Here is a 25,549-nt window from a genome sequence, read left to right as displayed (position 1 = left end):
GCCACCAAACCCTAAAGTAGGCGCGCCAGTTCTCGACCCTACATGGTAATTTAGTTGAACAGGCTAAGAAAATGATAGATGGTGCATTTACTGTAGATGTTAAAACACCTAAAACTGTGCAAGAAATTAAAGATGCGCTGAAAGTCACTGAACCTACAACAATTATAGTAACACATGATCTGCTTTTACAGCAAGAGAATGATCGAAAATTTGAAGAGCAAAACGGTGAAAAGCCTAAATTGTGGGTTAGTGTTGATGAAGCAGATAGCATTAACAAGCGGCAGGCCTTTGAAAATATGTGCAAACTTGATGCGGAATATCCTACGACTTACCTAACTGCAACACCAAAGAAAAGGATCCTAAATAGATGTGGAAAAGTTATTAGCCCTACTAGATCAAGTAGACGCTGCATTTCAAACACTATCAAAACAGTAAATGTTATTGCAAAAACTAATGAAAGAGAAAAATTCAATCGGGCATTCGTGGTGAATGTTGCTGCTACCATAATACCTTTAATTACATTATTCCCTATTATAAATAGTAATGTTGCTGCAATAATTGGTCTAATACCAAATCTCATAAATAAGCAGGCAAATAACTCACAGAACAAATGGTTTTGATCGAACTTTCCGTAATATTACGAATGAATGCACATACAGTATCCTCCAATAAACTAACAGAGTCATATATTCTATTTTTAATGAGATTGTCTTTCAAATATTGCCATAAACGCTCTACTGGATTTAACTCTGGTGAATATGGAGGTAAATAGATTAAGGTAATATTTTGTGGTATTTTTAAACCTTTGGATCTATGCCATCCTGCACAATCCACAACAAGAAATGCCTCCCTTGTTCCTAAATATTGTGACATCTGCTCAAGGAATATATTCATACAATCAGTATTGACGTTTGGTACGAATAAGCTAGAACTCTCTCGATTTCTAGGATTAACTGCACTATAGAGATAAAAGTTTTGCCTACCTAATTTTACCTTAACCTGTGTCCTAATGCCTTTTTTAAACCACCCGTGTCCAATCTTTGAATGTGTGCCAAACCGCGACTCATCGAAGAAAAATAGCTCTTTTTCGGGATACGTGACAATAGTTTCATTAAGATTTTTTTTTAAACTCTTCTTGTTTATTTTTATCCTGTTTATTGTGCACAGGCCTTGGAGTAATATACGAAAAACCTAACTTTTGCATCAGTCTATGTGCTGTAGACTTACTTACCTCAATAGAAAACATTTTCTCAATTATGATTTTTAATTTCTTAGCCGTTAGGTTGGCTCCTTCTTCTGCTATGACATTTTTAATTTCTTCTTGCTGCTTGTAGCTCAACTTCGGCTTTACTCCACGTCCTGGTTGTATTTTAAACGCATTGACTCCTCCTTCCTTAAATCTTGTAATCCACTTCATCAATGTAGTTCTAGTAATTCGGTATATTTGAGCAACTTTTGTTATTCCATATTCTTTTGCAGATATTATTGCCTGTAATCTTCTTCCTATCTCTCCTCTTATGCCGTGCTTCTTTAATTCCAGGTTACACTTATTATATAATTCTTCTCCTATTGCTTTACTTTTTCCTGCCATAACTCCCCACTAATTCTTAAATTATTCTATTTTAGAAATTTTTCTTTATTCCTCTATTTATTTTTAGGAATTGGTATAACAAGAGATCCCGCTAACACGTAGCGGGATGACGGTTGTCGTTTAGCTATAAATATTAAGGAATTTACCAAACAAAAAAAAGGCAAAAGAAGCCCTAGTCATTGTCTATTTTCAGTATTTGGCGTTTTTTAAGTCTTAAACACTGCAATTTAGCTGCTTTTAAGTGCAACTAACTTAAGCTATAAATGTTTAAGAAATTCACTAAGCAGAAAAAAAGGCAAAAGAAACCCCGCGTTAGCTAGTTGTCACTCTCTAATCCTGCAAATTGGCGTACTATACTGTCTTAAACGACTTATAAGCGCGTTTCAGCTTGTGTAGGTAAAAACCTAGAAATATTGTGAAGACATAAGGTGCACATAGTGCAAAAAATTAAAAATAAGACGCCAACTACGTTGTTTTCTTGCTGTTTAATCTGCACAGATGAAGATAACTGAATACCTTCAATACCATGATAAGGGCGCTGGCGGAGTTTGTCAAGGAAGTTTTTTCGTTATAGTATAAAGGAGTCCTATTAAAATCTTCTCAATAAAGGAAAAGCAGCAAGGAGCGAACCAAAAGCGATGAGAAAGGATCCAAGCCAGATTATAGACATTCCAGGTTTATAGTGCACTTTAGCTGCGATTTTGCTCTTACTCTTATCAATCTCTCCAATTACAACATAAATATCAGAAAATAAATTGTGGTAGATACTGCTTTCAACATTTTTCTGACCTTCCACAAGGTAAAATCTATATTCAGGGGTTATCTCACCCAATATCTTATTATTCAGCAAATTCCTAATGTCCATTGTACCTCTCACTGCATGGAAATTTTTTTCTTTTATTAGCTCAATATTTCGTAAAGTAACTTTAAATTTATTGACTGTTATGCTATCCCCTGTTTTTAAGTAATTTTCTTTTTTCTCCTGCCAACCAACTGAATAAGCTATACCAAGCACTAAAATTGCCACTCCAGCATGAGCTGCCATCATTGCATAGTAGGATTTAGAAACTTTTCTTACTAATAAAATTGATTCACCAAATGCTACCTTAAATAAACAAATTCTTTTACTATATGCTTCTAAAACAAAGATTAATAATGCTATGGAGATAGTAATTGATAGCACAATTATTAGCTCCATGTGAAAGATAAACGGCAAAATAGCTGCAGCACTACAGAATGAAAATCTGTATTCACGAAATATTGGCAATAGACTATTTCCCTGCCAACGGCAGTATTGCCCGATCATGGTGAGCACTAGAATAGCCAGTGCAATAGGATTAAATAAAGAATTGTAATATGGTGCTCCAACTGAAATTAATTCACCGGTTAAATACTCAAGCACTGTAGGGTATAAAGTGCCAACGAACACGATGAAAAAGGCAGTAATAAATAATAAATTGTTCATCAGCATCATCGTAAGGCGTGAAAAGAATCTTCTACCCTCTGTCACTTGAGTAGCAGATTTCTTTCTGGATTCCAATGTCGAGCACTGGAAAGATGTGCGATTTTTTCTCGTAAACACTACAAATATTACTAAGCTACTGACTGTAATTACACCAAGTAGAGCTAATATATACAGTCCATACCTTGAGTCATCTGCAAACGTGTGCACTGAGGTGAGTATTCCTGAGCGGACTAGAAATGTTCCAGTTACACTCAATATAAAAGTTGTAAGCGTAAGTAAAATAGCGAAATTCCTTAAAGTATTGAAATTTCGTACAACGAGCAACAAATGTGTCAGCGCCACTGCAATTAGCCACGGTATCAAAGAAACGTTTTCCACTGGATCCCAAAACCAAAATCCACCCCACCCAAGTTCGCGATATGCCCACCAGCTACCCAAGCTGATGCCCAAAGTGAGCAGCGACCAAGAAATAAGTACCCAAGGCCTGACAATTTTAGCCCAAACATTTCCTTCAGTATTTGCAATTAATCCAGCTATAGAGAGCGAAAAAGGAACGCTAAATCCAAGGTACCCCAAATATAATATCGGTGGATGAATAGCAAGGCCTATATCTTGCAATATCGGATTAAAACCCAATCCATCTTTTTCAACGCTTGGCATTTTAGTGAAGGGGCTGGATTCAAGTAAAGTGAACAGTAAAAAACAAAAGCAAATCAAGCCTTGGGTGATCAAGGATACTTTCTTCAATTTACTGTCGTTATCAGTAAAAATACCCATCAGAAATAGGTAAAAGGTAAGCACTAATGTCCAAAGCAACATAGACCCTTCTTTATTTCCCCAAACTCCACAAATCTTATAGATCAAAGGTTTTGTTGTGTGTGAGTGGTAATATACGTTTTCGAGTGAGAAATCATTTGTAATGTGGCAGTAGATCAAAATAGCCATTGATGTTGATACACAAAAAAATATGGCAGTGGTAATAAACCGACAAGAACTAAGTGGTAAAAACAAATATGTCAAAGACAATAAGCAGGCTACCAATAGCAATATATTCCCAAGCTCAGGCATAAAAAATTATAGTTTTTATATAAACAATATTACTGATGACAAGTTAGAAGTTAAAGTGTTAATTGACGCTTGCTATTGATGCTAGCATAATGCCCCCGTAGTTAGCTGTGCTAGTATTAATTAAAAATTAAATATTAAATCTTAAATCTTTATACTTTTATAGATAGCGTTAATATTGAGGTAACATTGTGGGTACAACTAAGATTAGTAAATTTCCATTCAATATAAAAGGTAAAGTGGCAAAACAACATGCCGAACCAATAGTTGAAAAAAATCTCTATACTATTTTAGGATTCAAAAGTAGAGAAGATTTTGAAAATAAGACAAGTAAGCTTGTTAATAAAAAAGTTTGGCAATCATTTGTTGACTGCTTTGCAAAAGAAATAGATTATGCAGCAACTGAAAAAGTTGTAAAAAACATCGTTTGTAACATTGCAAAGAGTGATCAAGGTAATGCTTTTACCAAAACTGAACATCTGATATTAAATGAAAAGCAAGATAATAAAAAGAGAGAAAAAGCGATTAGAAAAACTGTTGGTATTTTGAGAAAAATCAATCCAGAAAAAGCCTTCAATGAACTTTCAGTAATAAAAAAACAAGCTGAAGATTTTTTACAAACCGATTTTTATAAAGCTCAGAGTAAACCACTTCAAGGATTTGCTCCATCTGGTGGACAGCTCTTTGCGGAAGTTCTGAAATATATAGAAACACTAGAAAAATTATCCGAAGTAAAAAGAGAAGGGCTAGTTAAAGATTTCTTGTTAAATCATGTTAGTTCATTGAATAAAAAGTATCCTAAATCACAAGGTAAAAGGGAAGATGCTATAACAATACTATCAAGTGATGAGTTGAAGAATTTTTACAATAAAGGTGTAGAAGAAGGAATATTACAACCAATGGTATCTTACAAAGAATGCAGAAACCTGTATGACAAAATGAACCAAATGAAAAATGAATCCAAAAGTATAATTAAAAGAGAAGGACGGGAAGAAAATTTGAAGAAAATAGATAAGTCGATAGTCAGTGCAATTAATGACATAAAAAAACATAGAGAAGCAATCCTTAACTGTAAAGATTTTCAAAGTTCTTACATAAAAGAGAAAAAAGAACATCCATTTAGAGGCAACGCATTTCAAAAAATAATTGATATATATCAAGAGAGAATTGCTGGATATCAGGAGAAAATTCGTCAAAATTTAAACCAAATAAAAGCGATATTAAAAAGTGCGCCGCAAGAAATGGATGATGTGGAAGAATTAGAGGAAATAATCGATGGTATGCATGAAGAGAAGCAGTGTGATGAAAATTTTGACTCAGCTTTGATTTGTTTATCGAACATACAGAATGAGCTAGATATTCAACTGGAAAATCCTTCAACAGAGCTAAGAGTTTTTCATATTAACGTTAAAACTGAGCTAACTCGGTTATAAGAGCCAAATTTTTTGGACAATTTTAATTCAAGACAGCTCTCGCAACTTTAGTCTGCGTTTTTATTTGGTTGTGTTTTGTTAAAAAAACTTTAGATTTATTTTATAATCGATACTCAAATATAATGACTCAAACTTGGAATTTGCTGCAAACAGGGCAAAAGGAAGGCTATAAAATTGCATATATTAATGCTCGTGTTATCGATCCCGAAACTAAGCTTGATATAAAAGGTTCATTATTGACTGAAGGGGATAAAATTGTTGACTTTGGTGAATCATTATTTTCAACAAGTGGGGTCGATGAAACAATAGACTGTAAAGGGCTTGTTCTAATGCCAGGCCTTATTGACATTCACGTACATTTTCGTGAACCAGGCCAAGAACATAAAGAAACTATATATACAGGCAGCAAATCTGCAGCTGCGGGAGGCGTTACAACTGTAGTTTGTCAGCCGAACACTGTTCCAGCAATTGATAGCGTTGTTTTGGCTAAATATTTGAAATATAGAGCACTTGAAACTTCACATGTAAACGTTGAATTTTACGCTAAAATCACCACTTCGGAAGAAAAGTTGACTGAAATGGCACTTTTAAAGGAAGCAGGTGCGGTTGGGTTCACTGATGATGGCATGCCAGTTATGAACCCAATGATTATGAGACAGGCGCTGCTTTATTCAAGTATGCTGGGTGTTCCTATTGCTCAACATGCAGAAGATTTAAATTTATCAGCAGGTGGTGCAATCAACGAAGGTAAAATTTCTGAAGAATTGGGAGTAAAGGGAATCTTGAGTGCGTCAGAATCGGTTATGGTAAATCGTGATATACTGCTCATGAAAGATATGGAAAATGTGCACTACCATATTCTACATGTCTCTTCAAAAGATTCACTTGATGCTATTAAACGTGCGAAAGATTTGGGATTAAATGTTACATGTGAAGTAACCCCTCATCACTTCACTTTGACTGAAAATATAGTAAAACAACATGGAGCAATTGCAAAAATGAACCCGCCGCTTCGCACTGAAGAAGATCGTTTAGCTATGGTTGAAGGTTTAAAGACAGGTGTGATTGATTGCATTGCAACCGATCACGCTCCGCATGATCGTAATTCTAAAGATCTTCCACTTGAAAATGCTGCATTTGGTATTGTTGGCCTTGAAACAATGCTGCCCCTTTCACTTGAACTTTACCACAGTGGGCAAATGGGTCTACTTGATGTGCTTGCAAAATTGACATATAAGCCTGCAGATATAATACACGTATCACGTGGTCGTATACAAAAAAACCTTGCTGCAGACTTAATTTTAGTTGACCTCAATCATGAATGGGAAATTAAAACTGACAACTTTGCTAGTAAATCAAAGAATTCCCCTTTCGATGGGCGCAAAGTAAAAGGGCACGTGGTACGTACTGTTGTGTCTGGCAAAACTATATACTCACAGAAAAGTTAGTTATCATACCTTATCTATTCCAATTTGTTATCACCAGAATGGGCTAAGTGCACCTGAATTTAAAGTACATCGCATGACATATTTTTAACACTTAATTAATAATGAAATGTTACTTATCTTTCCCTAATCTATAAAGTTATTTTGTCTATCAATCTGATTCCAAAACAGCAAAATTGTTGTATAATGTTACTTTGAAGTTTTATTTTCAATGCACAAGTTTGCAATACTCTTTTCTATACTGTTTGCAATAGTTGCTTACTATTTAAACAGTGAGATTATATTTGAAATAGCAAAGCTGTTTAGTGACATATTTGTTAGTTTGTTGAAATTAATAAGTTTACCTTTAGTTTTTCTATCAATAGTTTCCACAATTTCAGGACTTAAAGACTCAATCGAAATTAAAACCTTAGTTAAGAAAACACTATTTTATACGCTGCTTACAACTATTATAGCTGCGTTTGTTGCATTATTGTTTTACCTGCTAATAGACCCAGTGAAAAAAAATTTTATATGTAACACGATAGGAAGTTTGGATAATAACAATTACAGTTACTTTTCATACTTAAAATCACTCATTCCTTCGAATTTTGTGCAAGTTTTTCTTGAAAATAACGTTATTGGTAGCATATTGATCGCTTTTTTGATGGGTGGAGCTATTGTTTCACTTTCAAAAGAAAAGCAGGACATATTACATCAAATATTCTCTGCACTTTTCGATACGTTACTTAAAATTGCTCAGGGGTTACTAAAGCTTGTTCCACTTGCTGTGTGGTCTTTTATTACATGTTTTTTGCACGAATTAAAAGGTGGTAGCGAGTTCTACAGTCTTTTATGGTATTTTGTTTGCATAATGTCTGCAAATTTTGTGCAGGCATTTCTGATTTTACCGCTACTTATGTGGTATAAAGGCATATCACCAATTCAAACGCTGAAAGGGGTTATGCCGGCACTCACACTTGCGTTTTTTTCTAAATCATCCAGTGCAACATTGCCAACAACTATAGACTGTGTGCAAAATAAGCTAAAGGTGCCAAAGAAATTGTCGTCCTTTATTTTACCAATATGCACAACAATTAATATGAATGCATGTGCTGCATTTATACTAATCACTGTAATGTTTGTTGCAGAGATGAATGGATGCGCATTTTCCTTAAGCGAAATGTTTATATGGATTTTTTTAGCAACTAGTGCAGCAATTGGTAACGCTGGAGTGCCGATGGGGTGCTATTTTATGGCAACCAGTTATCTCATGTCGATGAATGTTCCTCTGCATATTATGGGACTGATTTTGCCTATTTATACAATCATCGATATGTTTGAAACTGCAATAAACGTGTGGTCTGATATTTGTATCACTCAGATAATTAATAAAGAATGTAATAGTGAAACTTAAAAAATGATATTAGACGAAAACAACCTAATAATAAAAGAATTTAAAGAAGCAGAAGCAATTTTGCATGGGCATTTTGTTTTATCATCCAGGCTGCATAGTGACACATACATACAGTGTGCGAAGATTTTTGAAAATCCAAGCAGAGCCATGAAAGTTTGCGCATTATTAGCAGATAAAATAAAAAAAGAATTAAATAGCTCCATAGATTTAATATTATCTCCTGCAATTGGCGGAATAGTTGTAGGTTATGAGATTGGCAGGCAGCTTGGAATAAAGACAATGTTTTGCGAGCGCGTTAATGGCAAGTTTGAATTACGCCGTGGATTTAAGATCAAAAAGGGTGAGAAAATATTACTTATCGAGGATGTGATAACCACAGGCAAATCTTCACTTGAAGCAGTGAAATGTGCAGAAGGGGAGGGAGGTAAAGTCATTGCTGAAGCTTCTTTAATAAAGAGGAATAGTGAAACGAAACTGCCTTTTCCTGTCATATCTTTGATTGAACTGAACATCCAAAACTACAGCGAGGAAGAACTTCCAAGTGAATTAAAACAACTACCCATAACAAAACCTGGGAGTAGAGAATATTTAACAAAGTAATCCTATAATATCTTGGAAACACAGCACTTATACACAGCTTTAGTTATTTACTCCAAGTGTATTTTATGTATACTTATTACTAAATTAATTTTGAAATGATAGAAAATGAACGAATTTAAATCGATCCGTAATATAGCAATAATCGCACACGTTGACCACGGTAAAACTACTTTGCTTGATAACATGTTAAAACAAAGTGGCACGTTCCGTGAGAATCAAGAAGTTCAAGAGCGAGTTATGGATAGTGGCGACCAAGAACGTGAGCGCGGAATTACAATACTTGCAAAATGCACATCAATAATGTGGGGTGATGAAAAAATCAATATTATTGATACGCCAGGGCACGCAGACTTTGGTGGAGAAGTAGAAAGGGTATTGTGCATGGCAGATGGTGTGTTGCTGCTGGTTGACGCTGCGGAAGGTCCCATGCCACAAACTAAATTTGTGTTGTCAAAAGCACTAAAAGCAAATTTGAAGCCAATTGTGATAATCAATAAGGTCGACCGACCAGACAGCAGAATTGATGAAGTATTAAATGAAATATATGAGTTATTTTTTAACCTTGATGCAACCAACGAGCAGCTAGATTTTCCAGTGTTGTATGCTTCAGGTAGAAATGGTTGGTGTGCTAAGGAGCTTTCTGATGAAAGAAAAGATTTAAGCCCATTATTTTCAACGGTTATAGATTATATAAAACCTTCTGTTTATGATCAAAATGCCCCTTTTGCTATGTTGGTCACTCTACTTGAGTCTGATAAGTTTCTTGGCAGAATATTGACAGGAAAGGTTTATCAGGGCGTTGCAAAAGTCAATTCAGATCTTAAGGTACTTGATCTGGACGGTAAAGTAATTGAACGAGGGAGATTAACTAAGTTGCTCTCATTTTCTGGCTTGAAACGTATTCCAGTAGAACAAGCTGTGGCGGGAGACATAATTGCAATTGCAGGACTTGAGAAAGCTTCAGTTTCTGACACTATAGCAGTACCAGAGGTTACAACTGCAGTAAGCTCAACTCCAGTTGATCCGCCGACGATGGCGATTACTCTGAGTGTTAATGATTCACCTTTTGCCGGACAAGAGGGAACAAAGCTTACCTCAACCGTTATAAAGGATCGTTTATATGCAGAAGCAGAAACAAATGTTGCAATTACCGTAACTTTGGCATCAAGTGGTGAAGCGTTTGAAGTAGGTGGACGTGGTGAGCTACAGCTTGGAGTGTTAATTGAAAATATGAGGAGAGAAGGTTTTGAGCTTTCAGTATCACGCCCTCGCGTGCTATTTAAGGAAGAAGATGGCAAAAAACTTGAACCTATAGAGGAAGTAGTAATTGATGTAGATGATGAATATAGTGGAATCATCATGGAAAAACTCAGCTTCCGAAAAGGTGAAGTGACTGACATGAGACCTTCTGGTAATGGTAGGACAAGATTAACGTTTTTAGTGCCATCAAGAGGATTAATTGGTTATCAAGGAGAGTTTTTAACTGATTCTCGGGGCACAGGCATAATTAACCGTTTATTTCATAGTTATGCTCCACATAAAGGTCCAATTTCTGGAAGGCGCAATGGAGTTTTAATTTCTACAGATAAGGGTGAGGCTGTGGCGTATGCAATTTTCAATTTGCAAGACAGGGGAATTATGTTTATCAAGCCACAGGATAAGGTATATTGTGGCATGATTGTCGGCCAGCATAGCCGTGACAATGATTTGGAGATAAACGTGCTAAAAGGTAAGCAATTAACAAACGTAAGAGCTTCAGGTAGTGATGAAGCCATAAAACTCACTCCTCCAAAGATAATGACACTGGAGGATATGATAGCGTATATAGATGATGATGAATTGGTGGAAGTAACTCCAAAATCTATACGTTTACGCAAGAAATTCCTTGATCCAAATGAACGTAAGCGTGCAGGAAGGGCAAAGAATAAGGAGTAGAGGTTTCTTTTTGCAGGTAATTTTCGTAGCAGCGTACTATCTCGCTTGTCAAGCGTTTAAAACATAAAAAACGCCAATATTTTAAAGCGGATAATAACCACGGGGCTTCTTTTGCCTTTTTTTTCATTTAGTAAATTTCTTAATGTTTGTAGCTAAAGTAACTTAGGTTCACCGACAACCGTCATCCCACTACGTGTTAGCGGGATCTATGTTAAGAGATACCGCGAATGAATCGCGGTATGACGTGGGACTGCTGTCATTCCAGTGCTCCTTTTTTTGTCATCCCAGTGCGTGACACTGGGATCTAGAAAAAAAGAACCAGTGTCAGCTACTTTCATGACATCATCATAAAGTAAACCAGTATCAAGCTACTTGGATGACAAGAAAGAGGCTACTTTCATGATACTGTCATAAAGTGAACCAGTACTTGGCTTGTGTTCTAGGCAAAACCTGCTATAACATTTAACATACTGTTTCCGAAACAAATGTTCCGCACTGGGATCTGCTATATAAGAGGTCTAATGATCAACGAAGAAATTGTAAGAGAGAACTTAAAAAAAGTCATAGAGCAAAAAAGCGGCAAAGATGTGATCGCTCTTGGCATAATATCCTCAATCATTATTAAAGGCGGGGACATTGGTTTTGCGCTTGAAGTTGCCGGTAACACGCAAGCAAACGAAGAATTAAGAAGAAATTGTGAGCAAGCTGTTAAAGCTATACCGGGGGTGACAAAAGTGATCGTGGTTGCTACTGGTCAAAAACAAACTGGGCAACAAAAAGCTAAATTACATATCGAAGGAGTGAAAAATATAATCGTTGTGGCCTCTGGTAAAGGCGGTGTGGGTAAGTCCACAGTTGCGCTAAATCTTGCTCTCTCATTAGCAAAGTTGAAACATAAAGTTGCGCTGGTTGATGCAGATATATATGGTCCTTCAATTCCTAAAATGCTTAGCACTGAAAAATTAAAGCCAGAAATACAGGGTGGAAAAGCAATACCTATAGAAAGGTATGGACTGCATACTATTTCAATCGGCTATTTTGTTGACAAGGATCGTGCAGCAATATGGCGCGGACCTATGATCACAAAAGCACTTTATAATCTTCTCATGGGAACAAAATGGTCCGATATAGAGTATTTGATAGTTGATACACCACCTGGAACTGGCGATGTGCATTTAAGTCTTATGGAAAATTTTAACTTAACCGGGGCGATAATAGTTTCAACTCCACAGGAGCTCTCTTTAATCGATGCTCGCAAAATTTACGATATGCTTAAAAAGCTCAGCGTACCGGTTATTGGAATTGTGGAAAATATGAGTTATTTCATTCAAAATGACTCAGAAATATACATATTTGGAAAAGACGGCGCAAAAAGAATGTCTGAGGAGCTGGGCATCAAACTCCTAGGCAGGATTCCTCTGGATCCACAAATATGTCATGCTTCTGATTGTGGAAATCCTTTAATGCTAAGTGAAGATTTGGCAGAGATTTATGAAGACATTGCTAAAGATGTTATAGCTAAAGTGGCTTAGGTTTACCTACAATTTGAAAAACCGTCATTCCGCTACTAGTTAGCGGAATTTATACCGCGAATGAATCCACAACTGTACGAACATTGTCTACCAGAAGGGTGTCATCCCAGTCTGGGATCCAGGAATTTTATTAAGTATAAAAATAGCTGTTTTATGTTAAAATACAACGTTTTGATGATTATGGAAAGGCTGGATTCCAGACTGGAATGACATCATCCTTTTTTCTGAATTCCAGTGTCAGCTACTTCCATGACATCATTATAAAGTAAAATGAGATCCCAGTGTCACGCACTGGGATGACAAGAAAGGGCTACTGGGATGACAAGAAGAGGGCTACTGGGATGACAGGGGAGTTGCCTTTTTTCTACTTAGTTTGGGTTATGCAAGAAATCTAATATGATTACTTCTATGCTTAGCCATTTTCAAGACAGGTTCTAAGAGACTTAATTTGTATATAGGAAAACCTTAAAGTCTTTTACTCATAGTATACAAAGTTTGTTTAAACTATTTTCAAAATAGATAAAATATAATTTTACAATTAGCGTGAATAAAATGAATTATGATGTAATCATTTCAGGTGGTGGGTTGCTTGGTCTTATTACTGCAATTGGCCTCAGTTGTGACTCTGTGTCTGTAGCTGTGATTGAAAAAAATAGTCTACCACGTGTAGTAGATGACAACCGAGCATTTGCTATTTCTCAAGGCTCGAAAAAAATATTGGAAAAATTAGGGATTTGGCAGTTTATAGAAAGCGAAGCTGAGCCAATACTTGATATATGCATATTAGATGCGGTTACTGTGCATTACAATCATAAAATGGTTGGTGAAGAACCAATGGGTTATGTTATTAACAATGCTACTATATGGAATGCAATCAACAATAATTTTCTGAATAAACTAAATATATACTCTCCACATTCCTATAAAACAATTGCTTGTGATTCAGGATATGTGGAAGTTATTCTTGATAATAACCAGGAATTAATATCATCGCTACTTATCTGCGCTGAAGGCAAAAACTCTAAACTACCAGAGTTATTTTCTATACCGACAGTGAAATTTGATTATAAACAAAGTAGCATAGTATTTAATGTAAAGCATGAACTGCATCACCAAAACTTAGCTGTAGAGCGTTTTTTTCCTGGCGGTCCATTTGCAATTCTACCGATGAAGGGTGGCTATACTTCTTCGATAGTTTGGACAGAAAAATCTGGAATTTCAAAAATGCTAATGGATCTGTCTGAAGAAGAATTTATTATAGAGCTCAAAAAAAGATTTGGTTCTTATTTAGGAGAGATAAAATTAGAGGGTGAAAGAAAACTTTATCCTTTAAGTTTTGTTTTCGCAAAAAAGTTATATAAGGGTAGAGTTTTGCTTATCGGCGATGCAGCACATTCAATTCATCCAGTTGCAGGTCAAGGGCTTAATCTTGGAATTAGAGATGTAGAAAGTGTTATAAAGCACATAGTTGCTGCAAAAGCATCTGGTATTGATGTTGGCAGTAGTTATTTATTAAAGAAAATTTCACGTAACAGATACTTTGATAATTTTACAATGGCGCTTGCAACTGATGGATTAAATAGGATGTTCTCCAACAGAATATTCTGCGCTAAAGCACTAAGAAATCTTGGCTTGATTGCAGTTGAAAATTCAAATTTTCTCAAAAAAAGCTTCATTCGGCATGCTATGGGATTTATATAAACTACTATTTTATAGCTAATGCAAGTCATACCGCCGCGGTATCCACAACTGTACGAACATTGCAATTTGGGCCTAACAGGGTAACCGTTCACGGATTGTGAGAATGAATTAAAGAACTAAGCAGTGACAGCTACTAGATTCTGTAGCTTTTGAAAGGGGTTCTGGCCATTGAGACGTGATGTCAAAAATATCGACAACATTCTTTCCACGAATCTTTCTCCACGTTCTGACCAGGTGAAAAAGCTGTTTTTACGATAAATTACGTACCGTCTAATTTGCCGTTCTGCAAGGTTATTAGTTGTTTCTATCACTTCAGGTTTTCTTAAAAACTTCCACATCATATCCTCAGATCGTAACATCTTAGCGGCCATTCTTGAAGCTTGAGTGCTATTTGCAACCCTCGTCATTTTACGTAAAAAATGTTTTACCCTTTTCCGAATTTTTCGCACCAGTCGATAAAATCTCAAATTATCTATCAAATTTTGTTTTTTTGCCTTATCTACTACAAACACCTTATTGCTGAGCGATTTTAGTGCTTGGCCAATTTTGCTCACTTCAACATTTTTACTATGGGCAAATCTCTCAAAATCTCTTGCCAGATGTGCCCAACATATCTGTCTATTTTCACGATTGAAGTAATTGTATACAGCGTATCTATCGCTCACAAATATACCATCATATTCTGGCAGTAAACTCTTCAACACCTTCTTACCACGAGACTCGCTTACCTTCAGAAGTGTCAACGCTTTGTTTGTTATTACCCAACTCCAGCCTCTCTTTCCTTGATTTCTGTGCCCTGTTTCGTCTATATGCAAATACTCGCTTCCTTGCAACTCTTCCTTCATTTTCTCATATTCAGATGCACACTTCTTCGATACCCTGCGTTCAGTATTTGAGACTAAACCAAGGCTTATATTTAGATTAAAAATACTGCCCAAAATTTGCTGTACCTCTCTTTTTGAGTTAATAAAAAAGCCGCTAAGGCTGCTTATAACTGTTTTAGCATTGGGTCCTAGAAAATCTCTTGCAACACCTTCGGGTAAATTTGCTGTAATTCTTTTATTACATACTCTACAATGTCCTCTTTGCAACCTGTACTCAGTTACAATTGGCTTAATTTCTGGCAACTCTGCCTTCTGATGAATAATTTCATCTTCTAAAGTAATCTTACCTCCACACATACAAATTGTATCAATTGTGCATCTCACTACCTCGTCTGCAGCCATTAATTCACGCTTATGCACCTTATGTCCTGGCTGACCTCCTGGTTTTTTATCACTTTTCTTTTTTGCTTTCTTACGATATATATCTCGTGATGGTGGCAGCGATGAATTTTGCGAATTTAAGCCCAATTTGTCTTCTAATTCAACTATTTTTGCTTTCAAGCTATCATTTTCTCTGATCAGTGCTTTTATTTCTTCCTTGAGATTAGCGTTTTCTGCTACAACCTTTTCTTGCAGCACTGTTGTCATTTACCCATTCCATATTTAGCTTCCTATCTCTTTACACTTTTATACTTACTTTGTAAACCACCTTATCTCCGTGAACGGTTACGAAATTTACTAAACAGAAAAAAAGGCAAAAGAAACCCTAGGGTAGCTAGTTATTCACTATCCATTTTTTAAGTTGGCGTTTTTTGATGTTTTAAATGCTTTATAAGCGCATTTCAGCTTATATTAGGTAAAAACCTAGAAATTTTATAAAGACATAGAGTGCACATAGTGCAAAAAATTAAACATGAAACGCCAGATACGTGAGTTTTTTTGTCATTTAATCTGTACAGAGAAGATAAATAAATAGCTTCAGTGTTTATGGTAAGGGGGTTGGCGGAGTTTGTCAAGGAAGTTTTTTCGTTTCTATTCCCAATAAAAGTTTGTATGCAATAACACAGAAGCATATGCTGCTATTCCTTCATTTCTTCCAAGAGAACCTAATTTTTCTGCAGTGGTTGCTTTGACATTTACGAATTCATCATCAATCTCTAATGCTTTTGATATGAATTTCTTCATTTCTACTTTGTAAGGCGATATTTTAGGCTCCTCACAAACTATAGTAATATCTAAATTAGACACGCTGTACCCTTTTTCCTTTGCTTTTTTAGCAGCAAAGTCAAGAAAGTGAGATGAATTGCAATCTTTCCATTCAGAGGAACTAGGAGGAAAGTGCTCTCCTATGTCGCCACATCCCAGTGCTCCGAGTATTGCATCAACGATTGCATGTATTGCAACATCACCATCTGAATGTGCTTCTATTGCCATGTTGTGCTCAATTTTCACACCGCAAATTTTTATAAAGCTCTCAGCACCATTTTGAACTTTAATGAACTTATGTATATCATAACCAGTTCCGACACGAAATTTTGGCTCTTCAAAGAGAAGCTTTGCCATATTGATATCCTCTTTTGTGGTTAACTTAAAATTGCTTTTCTCACCTTTAATAATCGCAACATGTTTTTTGTGCTCTACCATTAGTGATGAATCGTCAGTAAATTCTTTGTCTGATTGATGGCACGATAATAATTCTTTGAAATTAAAAATTTGAGGAGTTTGTATGGCTCTGAGTTTTCCTCTTGAAATCGTAGATTCAACGAAATTATTACCCACCAATGACATAGTGTCTTCGACTTCTATTGCTGGTACTACTCCTGTATATTGATCATTAATCATGGACTGAGCCAAGTTATCTATCAGAACATCTGACACAAAAGGCCTACAAGCATCGTGTATAACTACAAAATCTGGGTTAACTTTTTGTAAGCTTTCAAGCCCTAGTTTAACTGAATTTTGCCTGTTTTCTCCTCCATATATTGGACTTAGTAATTTAGTATCTACACCTCCTGTCATCCAAGTAGCTTGACTACTTGGATCCATACTTTCTTTTTTTCTAGATTCCAGCGTCACGCGCTGGAATGACATCAAGGAGTGTACTGCTGATTTTTCACTTAAATAATGGTTGGATAAGAGATCCATTGCTTCCCTATAAAAACTTTCATGGTCTCTATTAATTGCTATTCTTATGTAATCTATATATTGGTTAGCCAGAAATCTTTTAATTGCATGAAATAAAACAGATTTACCTGCAAGTTTTGTATACTGCTTAGGAATTGTGTTACTGCATCTACTGCCTACTCCTGCTGCAACTATTAATGCTGCTATTTTGTATTTCTTAAGTCTGTTAGTGTGCATATTTATCATTTTCAGCGTAAGTGTATAGTAACAAGTTATTTACAGTTTTAAAAAAAGAGTGTATTATCTTATAAGATATAATACGATGCTAGAATGCACATTACTAAGTGTAATAAAGAAAATGAGATACACCTTATATTCTTTCATGGAATAGGGGATAATCATAAAAATGCTCAACAATGCTTACAGCATTTATGTGGCAGAAATAGGCTAAAAGCTATTGCTCATACACATAAATATCCGGCTATATTCCAAAACTACATAACTTATGCTGCAGTTAGCTTTTTGTTCCTCGTGGCATCTGTATCAGCGCCCATTGCAATATTACTACTTATAAGCCCCATAACAGCTGGAGTAGTTGGTTTAGCAAGCTTAGCTGCTCTAACTTGCATTTTTTTATCCGTAATGCTTATTATTATTCCCTTTATAAATAGAGATCAAAGTTTGCTTAAGCCCTCGATAGAAGAAATCAATGAATTAATGGACAAGGGTGTGAGGCCTGAAAACATTATACTTTTTGGCCATTCCTTTGGAGGAGCAGTTGCATCGGCAGTTTTGAAGCACTTTGCAGACAAAAACGTTAAACTTGGAAGTGTTATTTTTACTAGCACTTTCAGCTCTTTTCATACAGCAATAGGGCATTTTCCGATCCCTCAAGCAAAAATTTTAAGTATGTTGCCCTCATCCATTTTTAAAAAATTGCTAAAGGCTTTAGATCTAGATTTTGATTTAGTGAACGATATACGAAAGTTGCGAGATGAGGGAAAATTGAATATGCCAATAATAGTTATTAATAGCAAAAGAGATTACTTAATACCACAACCTGCACAATTGGCGCACGCAATAGAAAATGATGTATTGCTACGTGGAAAATTGATCAAGACTGTTAGTTCGAAAAGGTATGAAGATGATCCACATAACGGAGTTTTATTCAGTCAAGAATTGGGTGAAAATTTGATTGACCTAATACTTAATAAAATTGATAAAACAATGAATAGATAGTATTTACAATAAACTGTATATTTTTCAGTAAATTGACTATGCTAAACGCATGCAAAAACGTCATATAACTATTTGTTTTATACTCCTTTTTATAATAGGGATGTTATTCCTGATGCGTCCTATGATTTTTCCATGTTTAATGTCTATTGTTATTGCATATTTGTTTAATCCGCTAGTAGTCAAGTTTGAAAAGTATAGAATACCGCGTTCATGTTCTGTAATTTTTATAATACTTGTTTTATTAATAGCTTTTATACTAGTTATAACATTTGTTTTACCTATTGTATATGTTCAAATTACTTCAATATTAAATTTCTTAGTGAGTAAAGTGCCTTCATTAAAACTTAAAGTAATCCCCTCTGTATTAGAATTTCTTAATATAAAAATCGAGGATAGCTTATTTGATCACTTATCTAAAAATCTAGCAGAAAATTACAGCGACTATGTATCTTATTTCATAAATGCTCTTGATATTGCTAGTAACTTTATAATCCAAGTGTTAAGTTCAAGCTTTAGCTTGATTTACACGGTATCATTAATGGTGATTACTCCTGTAGTGTTTTTCTATATATTACGTGATTGGCCTTTAATTATAGAAAAAGCTAATAAATTAATTCCTGTTTCTTATAGAGAAAAAGTTGCAAATTATTTTTCCAAAGTGGATTTCATCATATCTAATTATCTAAAGGGGCAGGTAAATGTATGTATTGTCATGATGGTCTTTTACTCTGTGAGCCTGAGCATAATCGGATTGAAACACTCTATTGTTATTGGAATTTTATCAGGAATATTAACGTTCATACCTTACGTAGGACCATTATTATATACCATTATTGGGTTTTTGAGCGCTATTACTCAATTTAGTGAATGGTTTGAAAGTGCTGCCGTTTTGCTATTATTTGGTGTTGGACAATTAATAGATTCAAACATATTAGTTCCTTTATTAATAGGAAAAAAAGTTCATATACATCCAACTGTAATTATTCTGGGAATTACTATATGCGCTTCATATTTTGGATTTACAGGTATATTACTTTTTATTCCAATAATAGCAATGTTCAATGTATCAGTAGAATATGCAATCAATAAATATTTTAAAAGTGAGCTTTATAAAAACGGCTAACAGACCTTTTGCATAATCAATTTATGGTAAGAGGAGAAATGAGCCCAGAATACCTGAGATATTTGAGGAGCGTAAGTAAATTTCTGCGCAAAAATTACTACCAGAAAGAGGTTACGTAAGAGGTTTAATGTGCAATTAAATTTATTTAACAACAATCAAGCTGATTATAGTCGGCAAAATTACATCATCTTAGATGAAAATAAGCACATATATAATTCAGTAATTGAGGATTTATCTTGGAAATCTCTCATTCTTTTTGGACCTAAAAGCTCTGGTAAAACTCATCTTGCTCATATTTGGCAGTCAATAAACGATGCAATTTTTATCAATGTGAATAACTTTGTAAGCGAGATTAGGTATAGCGATGCTTTTATTTTAGAAGACGTACAAAACATTAAAGATGAAGAAATGTTATTACATTGTTACAATTACATGAAAGAAAATGATAAGAAGCTGCTAATCACTTCTTCAATTTCACCAAAAAAACTTAACTTCAAACTAAGAGATTTAAGTTCTCGAATATTATCAACTATCAGCGTAAAAATTTTGCCTGCAAGCGAAGAATTATTAAGAATCATGCTAATAAAACGATTTTCAGATAAACAGTTAAAAATTGATTTAAAAGTGATTAATTATATTTTAGCAAGAATAGAACGTTCTTTCTATAGCATTGATAAAATTATAGAGAAGATAGATAATGAATCTATAGGGTCAAATGTGACCGTTCCTTTTATTAGCACTTTATTTAAAAAAGATGCCATTTGATTTCTTCTTTTGTAAAGGTATATATTAAAAATTTATTAACACCCATAACACTAACGTAATTGAAATCTCTATCTGTCCATGTTAGAATTATAATAAATGTTATGTTATAATAAATATAGATAGATACAGCTAAGAAGTATTCTATATTTATAGTAGAGCTCACTTTATAAGGTGTTTTTTATAGATTTGACGTTATAATTTAACTATGATAAGAGTAAGATTAAATTTAAAAAAAAGGTTAAAGCAAAGGTTTGTGATGTTCACTCTATTGATAAATGCCTTATTTGTCTCATATTTTCTCATAAGACACATAGGAAACACTTCCAATCAAATTATAGCCAAAGAAATAAATATAGGAGCTGATAATGAAAAATAAACAGTCGCAAAATAAAAAAGAAAATCTTTACATAACATATTACATAGATGCTTTGGCTTCAGAGAGGTCCGCTACACAAAATACTCTGGAAAGTTATCGTTCGGATTTACACCAGTTTGAAGAACTTTTATTAGAAAGCGGCACTACCTTGGTTGGCGTAAACAAAACCAATATTAAAGATTATGTGAAATATCTATGTACACAAAAAAAATATAAAAGTAGCTCTATATCAAGAAAAATATCCGCTATGAAAAATTTCTATAAGTGTCTATTTAATGACGGAATAATAGATTTTAATCCAGCACCGGCTAATGATGCTGAATTAAAGAATCCAAAAGTTTCTCGTCCTTTGCCTAAGTATTTAAGTGTCGAAGAAATATTTTTGCTAATGGACGCAGTGAGAAAATCAGCAAGCGAATCGAATAAAGAGATAAGCAGTAAAAGGCTATGTGCGATTTTAGATATCCTTTACTCTTCTGGAATGCGTGTTTCTGAACTAATTGATATGAAGTTATGTGAAGTGTCACATTTAATAAACAGTAATAACAAAGAATGCTATATAATAATAAAAGGAAAAAGTGGTAGAGAGAGGCAAATCATTTTTAATGAACAAGCATTGCAGAGCCTTAGAAATTATTTATCAGTTCGTGACAATCTGATCCCTAACGAAAAGGAATCCGATTGGCTATTCCCAGGTGATAAACCTAATAAACCAATTACAAGGCAGAGGGTCGGTCAATTAATGAAGGAGTTAGCAAGAAAATGCAATATTGATGAAAATAAGATCTCTCCACACGTGATTAGGCATTCTTTTGCTACCCATCTACTGGATAGCGGAGCAAATATTGTGTTAATACAGAAAGTTCTTGGCCATATTAACCTTTCTACAACACAAATATATACTCATATTGCTAACGAAAAGTTAAAGGACAAATTAGCTGATTCGCATCCTATTACTCAGATGATCAATAATTAAACTTATTGCTTTTAATTTGTAGTAAAGTTAAATTCAAATAAGTTTATGTGAGTTTGTGATTTCAAGTTTATTGTTTAATTTCTTCCTTATATTATGGGAAGTATTCTATACTTTAATTGCTCTCCCTGTAATTTTCTTTCCTGAGTATGTAATAACCATTTTCCTCGTCTGTTCGGTGAGAGTTGTATTATTCATGCTGCGTTTATTATGTGGCATTAAATATGAAGTGAGGGGAATGGAAAACATTCCTAAGCAACCTTTTATCATTGCATCTAAACACCAATCTCCATTTGAAACATTTATTTTTATACTACTATTTAGAAAAGCGGTTTTTATTTTAAAACGTGAATTGAAATGGATTCCATTCATTGGTTTACATCTTATAGCGCTGAAAATGATTTTTATTAACCGTTCAGATGGTATCAGTTCTATACGCCATATAATTAAACTAGCAAAAATGCGTATAAAAGAAAATAGAAGCATAATAATATTTCCTGAAGGTACAAGAACGACTATAAACCAAAATATAAAATATCAACCAGGTATTGCTGCTTTATATAGCGTATTATCTGTTCCTGTGTTACCGGTTGCTTTAAACACTGGTTTGTTTTGGCCAAAAAGCATACTTTCTCTGAGAAAGAATCCCGGAAAGGCAGTAATAGAAATATTGCCCCCAATATATCCTGGGTTAAACAAAAATGAATTCTTGCAAAGTTTAGAAAAAATTATTGAAGAGAGAAGCAGTAGATTAACCATAGAAAAAACTGATATTGCAAATTAACAAAAAAACTTTATAATTAAAAAAAAAGTACAGTATTTTAGGTATTAATATATGGCAAATCATAAGAGTGCTAAAAAAATGATAAAGGTAATAGCAAAGCGCACTTTAATAAATAAGATGCGGAAAAGTAAAACTCGCACCGCTATTAGAAAATTGGTTGATATAATCAAGTCTGGCGACAAAGAAAATGTTGTTCTGGCATTTCGGAATGCTGAATCTAATTTACACAAGTGTGTGAATAAAGGTGTTATTCATAGGAATACTGCTGCGCGTAAAATAAGTCGCTTAAATGCAAAAGTAAAAGCATTGATGACCGCTTAATACGGTTAATGTAAAGTTAACTGTATTAATATATACTCTTCAGTTTGTATATTCTGTATAAAATTTAAGTAGCTTAAGTGATGGATAAAAAAGTGCTATTAGAACTAAGTAATGGATTAAAAATTGAGCTACCCATATTAAGTGGAACAATAGGTCCTGACGTGTTAAATATCAAGGATTTATATAAGACGACAGGATTATTCACTTATGATCCGGGGTTTGTTTCCACAGCTTCATGTTCTTCTTCGATTACATTTATTGATGGAGATGAAGGAGTTCTTAAATATAGGGGACATGATATAGCTGATTTGGCAGAGAATAATAGTTTTACTGCTGTGATTTATTTATTACTCTATGGTGAACTACCCAGTTCAGAGCAACACAAAAAATTTCTTCTCAAAATACAAGAATCATCCAAAGTATCAGAGCAAGTTACAAATGTAATCAAAGCATTTCCAAAAACTGCTCACCCTATGTCGATTTTAGTTGCATGTTTTGCAAATTTGTCAGCATCTTACCATGAAACACATGGCAACAATGTCAATGGTGAAGATTTAGATTTTGGAATTTCTGCAATAGCACAAGTTCCTGCAATTGTTGCAATGATTTATAGGCATATCAACAATCAGGAATTCATAAATGCTAACAATGAATTAAGTTACAGTGAAAATTTCTTAAAGATGATATTTGGCGATGCTGTTGATAATGATAAAAGCGCCCTTTTTGCAAAAGCTCTGGATAAAATATTTACTCTCCATGCTGATCATGAACAGAATGCTTCTACGGCGGCTGTCAGATTGGTGGGATCGGCTGGCTCTAATCTGTTTGCAAGCCTCTCTGCAGGAGTTGCTACACTTTGGGGACCAGCACATGGTGGAGCTAATGAAGCAGTTATAAATATGCTAAAAGAGATAGAGCAAAGTGAAGATATAGATAAATTCATCGAAAAAGCTAAAGATGATAAAGATCCATTTAAATTGATGGGATTTGGACATCGTGTTTATAAAAATTATGATCCGCGCGCGCGGATATTGAAAGACGCTTGTCATGAGGTTCTAAGTAAACTAGAACAAAATAATGAATTGCTCAAAATTGCAAAAAAACTTGAAGAAATAGCTTTAAAGGATGAATATTTTATCGTGCGTAAGTTATATCCAAATGTTGATTTTTACTCAGGTATAATAATGAATGCTATCGATATTCCCTCAAATATGTTCACGCCTATTTTTGCACTTGCAAGAACCACTGGTTGGGTTACTCAGTGGTATGAAATGATAAATGATAAAGAAACTAAGATCTGTAGACCAAGGCAACTCTATTTTGGTAAATAAATTTATTTTCACTTCATTAGACTTCTTGTATAACCCAAGCTAAGTAGAAAAAAGGTATAGCTAACACGTCATACCGTGATTTATTCACGGTATCTCTAGAGTAACCGTTCACGGATTGTGAGAATGAATTAAAGAACTAAGCAGTGACAGCTACTAGATTCTGTAGCTTTTGAAAGGGGTTCTGGCCATTTAGACGTGATGTCAAAAATATCGACAACATTCTTTCCACGAATCTTTCTCCACGTTCTGACCAGGTGAAAAAGCTGTTTTTACGATAAATTACGTACCGTCTAATTTGCCGTTCTGCAAGGTTATTAGTTGTTTCTATCACTTCAGGTTTTCTTAAAAACTTCCACATCATATCCTCAGATCGTAACATCTTAGCGGCCATTCTTGAAGCTTGAGTGCTATTTGCAACCCTCGTCATTTTACGTAAAAAATGTTTTACCCTTTTCCGAATTTTTCGCACCAGTCGATAAAATCTCAAATTATCTATCAAATTTTGTTTTTTTGCCTTATCTACTACAAACACCTTATTGCTGAGCGATTTTAGTGCTTGGCCAATTTTGCTCACTTCAACATTTTTACTATGGGCAAATCTCTCAAAATCTCTTGCCAGATGTGCCCAACATATCTGTCTATTTTCACGATTGAAGTAATTGTATACAGCGTATCTATCGCTCACAAATATACCATCATATTCTGGCAGTAAACTCTTCAACACCTTCTTACCACGAGACTCGCTTACCTTCAGAAGTGTCAACGCTTTGTTTGTTATTACCCAACTCCAGCCTCTCTTTCCTTGATTTCTGTGCCCTGTTTCGTCTATATGCAAATACTCGCTTCCTTGCAACTCTTCCTTCATTTTCTCATATTCAGATGCACACTTCTTCGATACCCTGCGTTCAGTATTTGAGACTAAACCAAGGCTTATATTTAGATTAAAAATACTGCCCAAAATTTGCTGTACCTCTCTTTTTGAGTTAATAAAAAAGCCGCTAAGGCTGCTTATAACTGTTTTAGCATTGGGTCCTAGAAAATCTCTTGCAACACCTTCGGGTAAATTTGCTGTAATTCTTTTATTACATACTCTACAATGTCCTCTTTGCAACCTGTACTCAGTTACAATTGGCTTAATTTCTGGCAACTCTGCCTTCTGATGAATAATTTCATCTTCTAAAGTAATCTTACCTCCACACATACAAATTGTATCAATTGTGCATCTCACTACCTCGTCTGCAGCCATTAATTCACGCTTATGCACCTTATGTCCTGGCTGACCTCCTGGTTTTTTATCACTTTTCTTTTTTGCTTTCTTACGATATATATCTCGTGATGGTGGCAGCGATGAATTTTGCGAATTTAAGCCCAATTTGTCTTCTAATTCAACTATTTTTGCTTTCAAGCTATCATTTTCTCTGATCAGTGCTTTTATTTCTTCCTTGAGATTAGCGTTTTCTGCTACAACCTTTTCTTGCAGCACTGTTGTCATTTACCCATTCCATATTTAGCTTCCTATCTCTTTA

General features: G+C 34.7%; 20 protein-coding genes. 15 read left to right on the top strand and 5 right to left on the bottom strand.

Annotation, left to right across the window (positions count from 1 at the left end):
* Positions 1–71: 71 nt before the first annotated feature.
* Positions 72–620: a hypothetical protein gene (locus WKH12_RS00895; RefSeq protein ID WP_434732412.1), complete on the top strand. Its 549-nt coding sequence runs from the start codon at positions 72–74 to the stop codon at positions 618–620.
* Here the strand turns inward: WKH12_RS00895 and WKH12_RS00890 are convergent.
* Both WKH12_RS00890 and WKH12_RS00885 read right to left on the bottom strand, forming a co-directional pair.
* Positions 577–1,591, bottom strand: a protein-coding gene (locus WKH12_RS00890; protein ID WP_434732061.1) for an IS630 family transposase whose coding sequence is annotated in 2 segments (ribosomal slippage) — positions 577–1,125 and positions 1,127–1,591 — 1,014 coding nt in all. Because the reading frame shifts where the segments join, the coding sequence is not laid out codon by codon here. The two genes, WKH12_RS00895 and WKH12_RS00890, sit on opposite strands and share 44 nt — an antisense overlap.
* Before the next feature lie 589 nt (positions 1,592–2,180).
* A complete protein-coding gene (locus tag WKH12_RS00885; protein WP_434732411.1) occupies positions 2,181–4,124 on the bottom strand; it encodes a heme lyase CcmF/NrfE family subunit in 1,944 nt (647 codons plus the stop codon).
* Positions 4,125–4,312: 188 nt separating this feature from the next.
* Here WKH12_RS00885 and WKH12_RS00880 point away from each other — a divergent pair, with 188 nt between their 5' ends.
* From WKH12_RS00880 to ubiH, 7 genes are all read left to right on the top strand, one after another.
* Positions 4,313–5,554 carry a hypothetical protein gene (locus WKH12_RS00880; protein ID WP_434732410.1) on the top strand — a complete coding sequence of 414 codons (1,242 nt, stop codon included), beginning with the start codon at positions 4,313–4,315 and terminating at the stop codon, positions 5,552–5,554.
* A gap of 122 nt (positions 5,555–5,676) precedes the next feature.
* A complete protein-coding gene (locus WKH12_RS00875) occupies positions 5,677–7,002 on the top strand; it encodes a dihydroorotase (protein ID WP_264688260.1) in 1,326 nt (441 codons plus the stop codon).
* 208 nt (positions 7,003–7,210) lie between these two features.
* Complete coding sequence (locus WKH12_RS00870; protein ID WP_264732084.1) at positions 7,211–8,395, top strand: dicarboxylate/amino acid:cation symporter; 1,185 nt, start codon at positions 7,211–7,213, stop codon at positions 8,393–8,395.
* 3 nt (positions 8,396–8,398) lie between these two features.
* On the top strand, positions 8,399–8,995 hold the full coding sequence (pyrE, locus tag WKH12_RS00865) for an orotate phosphoribosyltransferase (protein ID WP_434732409.1): 597 nt from the start codon (positions 8,399–8,401) through the stop codon (positions 8,993–8,995).
* Between the two features lie 105 nt (positions 8,996–9,100).
* Complete coding sequence (gene typA / locus WKH12_RS00860; RefSeq protein ID WP_253309662.1) at positions 9,101–10,930, top strand: translational GTPase TypA; 1,830 nt, start codon at positions 9,101–9,103, stop codon at positions 10,928–10,930.
* Positions 10,931–11,451: 521 nt separating this feature from the next.
* The gene (locus WKH12_RS00855) at positions 11,452–12,462 is read left to right on the top strand and encodes an Mrp/NBP35 family ATP-binding protein (RefSeq protein WP_434732408.1); all 1,011 of its coding nucleotides are present in this window, start codon (positions 11,452–11,454) and stop codon (positions 12,460–12,462) included.
* Between the two features lie 552 nt (positions 12,463–13,014).
* Entirely contained in the window at positions 13,015–14,163 is a 1,149-nt protein-coding gene (gene ubiH, locus WKH12_RS00850; RefSeq protein WP_253309980.1) for a 2-octaprenyl-6-methoxyphenyl hydroxylase, read from the top strand.
* A 116-nt stretch (positions 14,164–14,279) separates the two neighbouring features.
* Here the strand turns inward: ubiH and tnpC (WKH12_RS00845) are convergent, their stop codons facing one another.
* A complete protein-coding gene (gene tnpC, locus WKH12_RS00845) occupies positions 14,280–15,635 on the bottom strand; it encodes an IS66 family transposase (protein WP_434732010.1) in 1,356 nt (451 codons plus the stop codon).
* A 384-nt stretch (positions 15,636–16,019) separates the two neighbouring features.
* The gene (gene ispF, locus WKH12_RS00840; RefSeq protein ID WP_434732407.1) at positions 16,020–17,357 is read right to left on the bottom strand and encodes a 2-C-methyl-D-erythritol 2,4-cyclodiphosphate synthase; all 1,338 of its coding nucleotides are present in this window, start codon (positions 17,355–17,357) and stop codon (positions 16,020–16,022) included.
* Positions 17,358–17,441: 84 nt separating this feature from the next.
* Here ispF and WKH12_RS00835 point away from each other — a divergent pair, with 84 nt between their 5' ends.
* The 7 genes from WKH12_RS00835 to WKH12_RS00805 all read left to right on the top strand — a co-directional run bounded on the left by WKH12_RS00835 (position 17,442) and on the right by WKH12_RS00805 (position 24,023).
* Entirely contained in the window at positions 17,442–18,350 is a 909-nt protein-coding gene (locus tag WKH12_RS00835) for a PGAP1-like alpha/beta domain-containing protein (protein ID WP_434732406.1), read from the top strand.
* Positions 18,351–18,399: 49 nt separating this feature from the next.
* The gene (locus WKH12_RS00830; RefSeq protein WP_434732405.1) at positions 18,400–19,473 is read left to right on the top strand and encodes an AI-2E family transporter; all 1,074 of its coding nucleotides are present in this window, start codon (positions 18,400–18,402) and stop codon (positions 19,471–19,473) included.
* Positions 19,474–19,602: 129 nt separating this feature from the next.
* A complete protein-coding gene (locus WKH12_RS00825; RefSeq protein WP_253309351.1) occupies positions 19,603–20,238 on the top strand; it encodes a DnaA ATPase domain-containing protein in 636 nt (211 codons plus the stop codon).
* Positions 20,239–20,603: 365 nt separating this feature from the next.
* Positions 20,604–21,590: a tyrosine-type recombinase/integrase gene (locus WKH12_RS00820; protein WP_434732404.1), complete on the top strand. Its 987-nt coding sequence runs from the start codon at positions 20,604–20,606 to the stop codon at positions 21,588–21,590.
* 55 nt (positions 21,591–21,645) lie between these two features.
* Entirely contained in the window at positions 21,646–22,371 is a 726-nt protein-coding gene (locus WKH12_RS00815) for a lysophospholipid acyltransferase family protein (protein WP_319604560.1), read from the top strand.
* A 51-nt stretch (positions 22,372–22,422) separates the two neighbouring features.
* Positions 22,423–22,692, top strand: a complete 270-nt coding sequence (rpsT, locus tag WKH12_RS00810) for a 30S ribosomal protein S20 (RefSeq protein ID WP_006279236.1) — start codon at positions 22,423–22,425, stop codon at positions 22,690–22,692.
* Positions 22,693–22,772: 80 nt separating this feature from the next.
* Positions 22,773–24,023 (top strand): citrate synthase, encoded by a 1,251-nt coding sequence (locus WKH12_RS00805; protein ID WP_253309349.1) that lies wholly within the window; start codon positions 22,773–22,775, stop codon positions 24,021–24,023.
* A 136-nt stretch (positions 24,024–24,159) separates the two neighbouring features.
* On the opposite strand, the gene tnpC (WKH12_RS00800) is transcribed toward WKH12_RS00805, so the two are convergent.
* The gene (gene tnpC, locus WKH12_RS00800) at positions 24,160–25,515 is read right to left on the bottom strand and encodes an IS66 family transposase (RefSeq protein ID WP_434732010.1); all 1,356 of its coding nucleotides are present in this window, start codon (positions 25,513–25,515) and stop codon (positions 24,160–24,162) included.
* Positions 25,516–25,549 lie beyond the last annotated feature (34 nt).

The sequence above is a fragment of the Wolbachia endosymbiont of Zygogramma bicolorata genome, from assembly GCF_051130665.1.
Classification (GTDB): domain Bacteria; phylum Pseudomonadota; class Alphaproteobacteria; order Rickettsiales; family Anaplasmataceae; genus Wolbachia.
Note: the sequence above shows the minus strand (reverse complement) of the source record. Positions and strands in the feature narration are given on the sequence as shown.

Bases quoted from the DNA above. Each gene is read 5' to 3' on its own strand.
- ispF (WP_434732407.1), bottom strand. From the start codon at position 17,357: ATGATAAATATGCACACTAACAGACTTAAGAAATACAAAATAGCAGCA.
- WKH12_RS00895 (WP_434732412.1), top strand. From the start codon at position 72: ATGATAGATGGTGCATTTACTGTAGATGTTAAAACACCTAAAACTGTG.
- pyrE (WP_434732409.1), top strand. From the start codon at position 8,399: ATGATATTAGACGAAAACAACCTAATAATAAAAGAATTTAAAGAAGCA.
- WKH12_RS00820 (WP_434732404.1), top strand. From the start codon at position 20,604: ATGAAAAATAAACAGTCGCAAAATAAAAAAGAAAATCTTTACATAACA.
- WKH12_RS00875 (WP_264688260.1), top strand. From the start codon at position 5,677: ATGACTCAAACTTGGAATTTGCTGCAAACAGGGCAAAAGGAAGGCTAT.
- WKH12_RS00805 (WP_253309349.1), top strand. From the start codon at position 22,773: ATGGATAAAAAAGTGCTATTAGAACTAAGTAATGGATTAAAAATTGAG.
- WKH12_RS00885 (WP_434732411.1), bottom strand. From the start codon at position 4,124: ATGCCTGAGCTTGGGAATATATTGCTATTGGTAGCCTGCTTATTGTCT.
- WKH12_RS00855 (WP_434732408.1), top strand. From the start codon at position 11,452: ATGATCAACGAAGAAATTGTAAGAGAGAACTTAAAAAAAGTCATAGAG.
- WKH12_RS00830 (WP_434732405.1), top strand. From the start codon at position 18,400: ATGCAAAAACGTCATATAACTATTTGTTTTATACTCCTTTTTATAATA.
- WKH12_RS00870 (WP_264732084.1), top strand. From the start codon at position 7,211: ATGCACAAGTTTGCAATACTCTTTTCTATACTGTTTGCAATAGTTGCT.
- WKH12_RS00835 (WP_434732406.1), top strand. From the start codon at position 17,442: ATGCACATTACTAAGTGTAATAAAGAAAATGAGATACACCTTATATTC.
- rpsT (WP_006279236.1), top strand. From the start codon at position 22,423: ATGGCAAATCATAAGAGTGCTAAAAAAATGATAAAGGTAATAGCAAAG.
- tnpC (WP_434732010.1), bottom strand. From the start codon at position 25,515: ATGACAACAGTGCTGCAAGAAAAGGTTGTAGCAGAAAACGCTAATCTC.
- ubiH (WP_253309980.1), top strand. From the start codon at position 13,015: ATGAATTATGATGTAATCATTTCAGGTGGTGGGTTGCTTGGTCTTATT.
- typA (WP_253309662.1), top strand. From the start codon at position 9,101: ATGAACGAATTTAAATCGATCCGTAATATAGCAATAATCGCACACGTT.
- tnpC (WP_434732010.1), bottom strand. From the start codon at position 15,635: ATGACAACAGTGCTGCAAGAAAAGGTTGTAGCAGAAAACGCTAATCTC.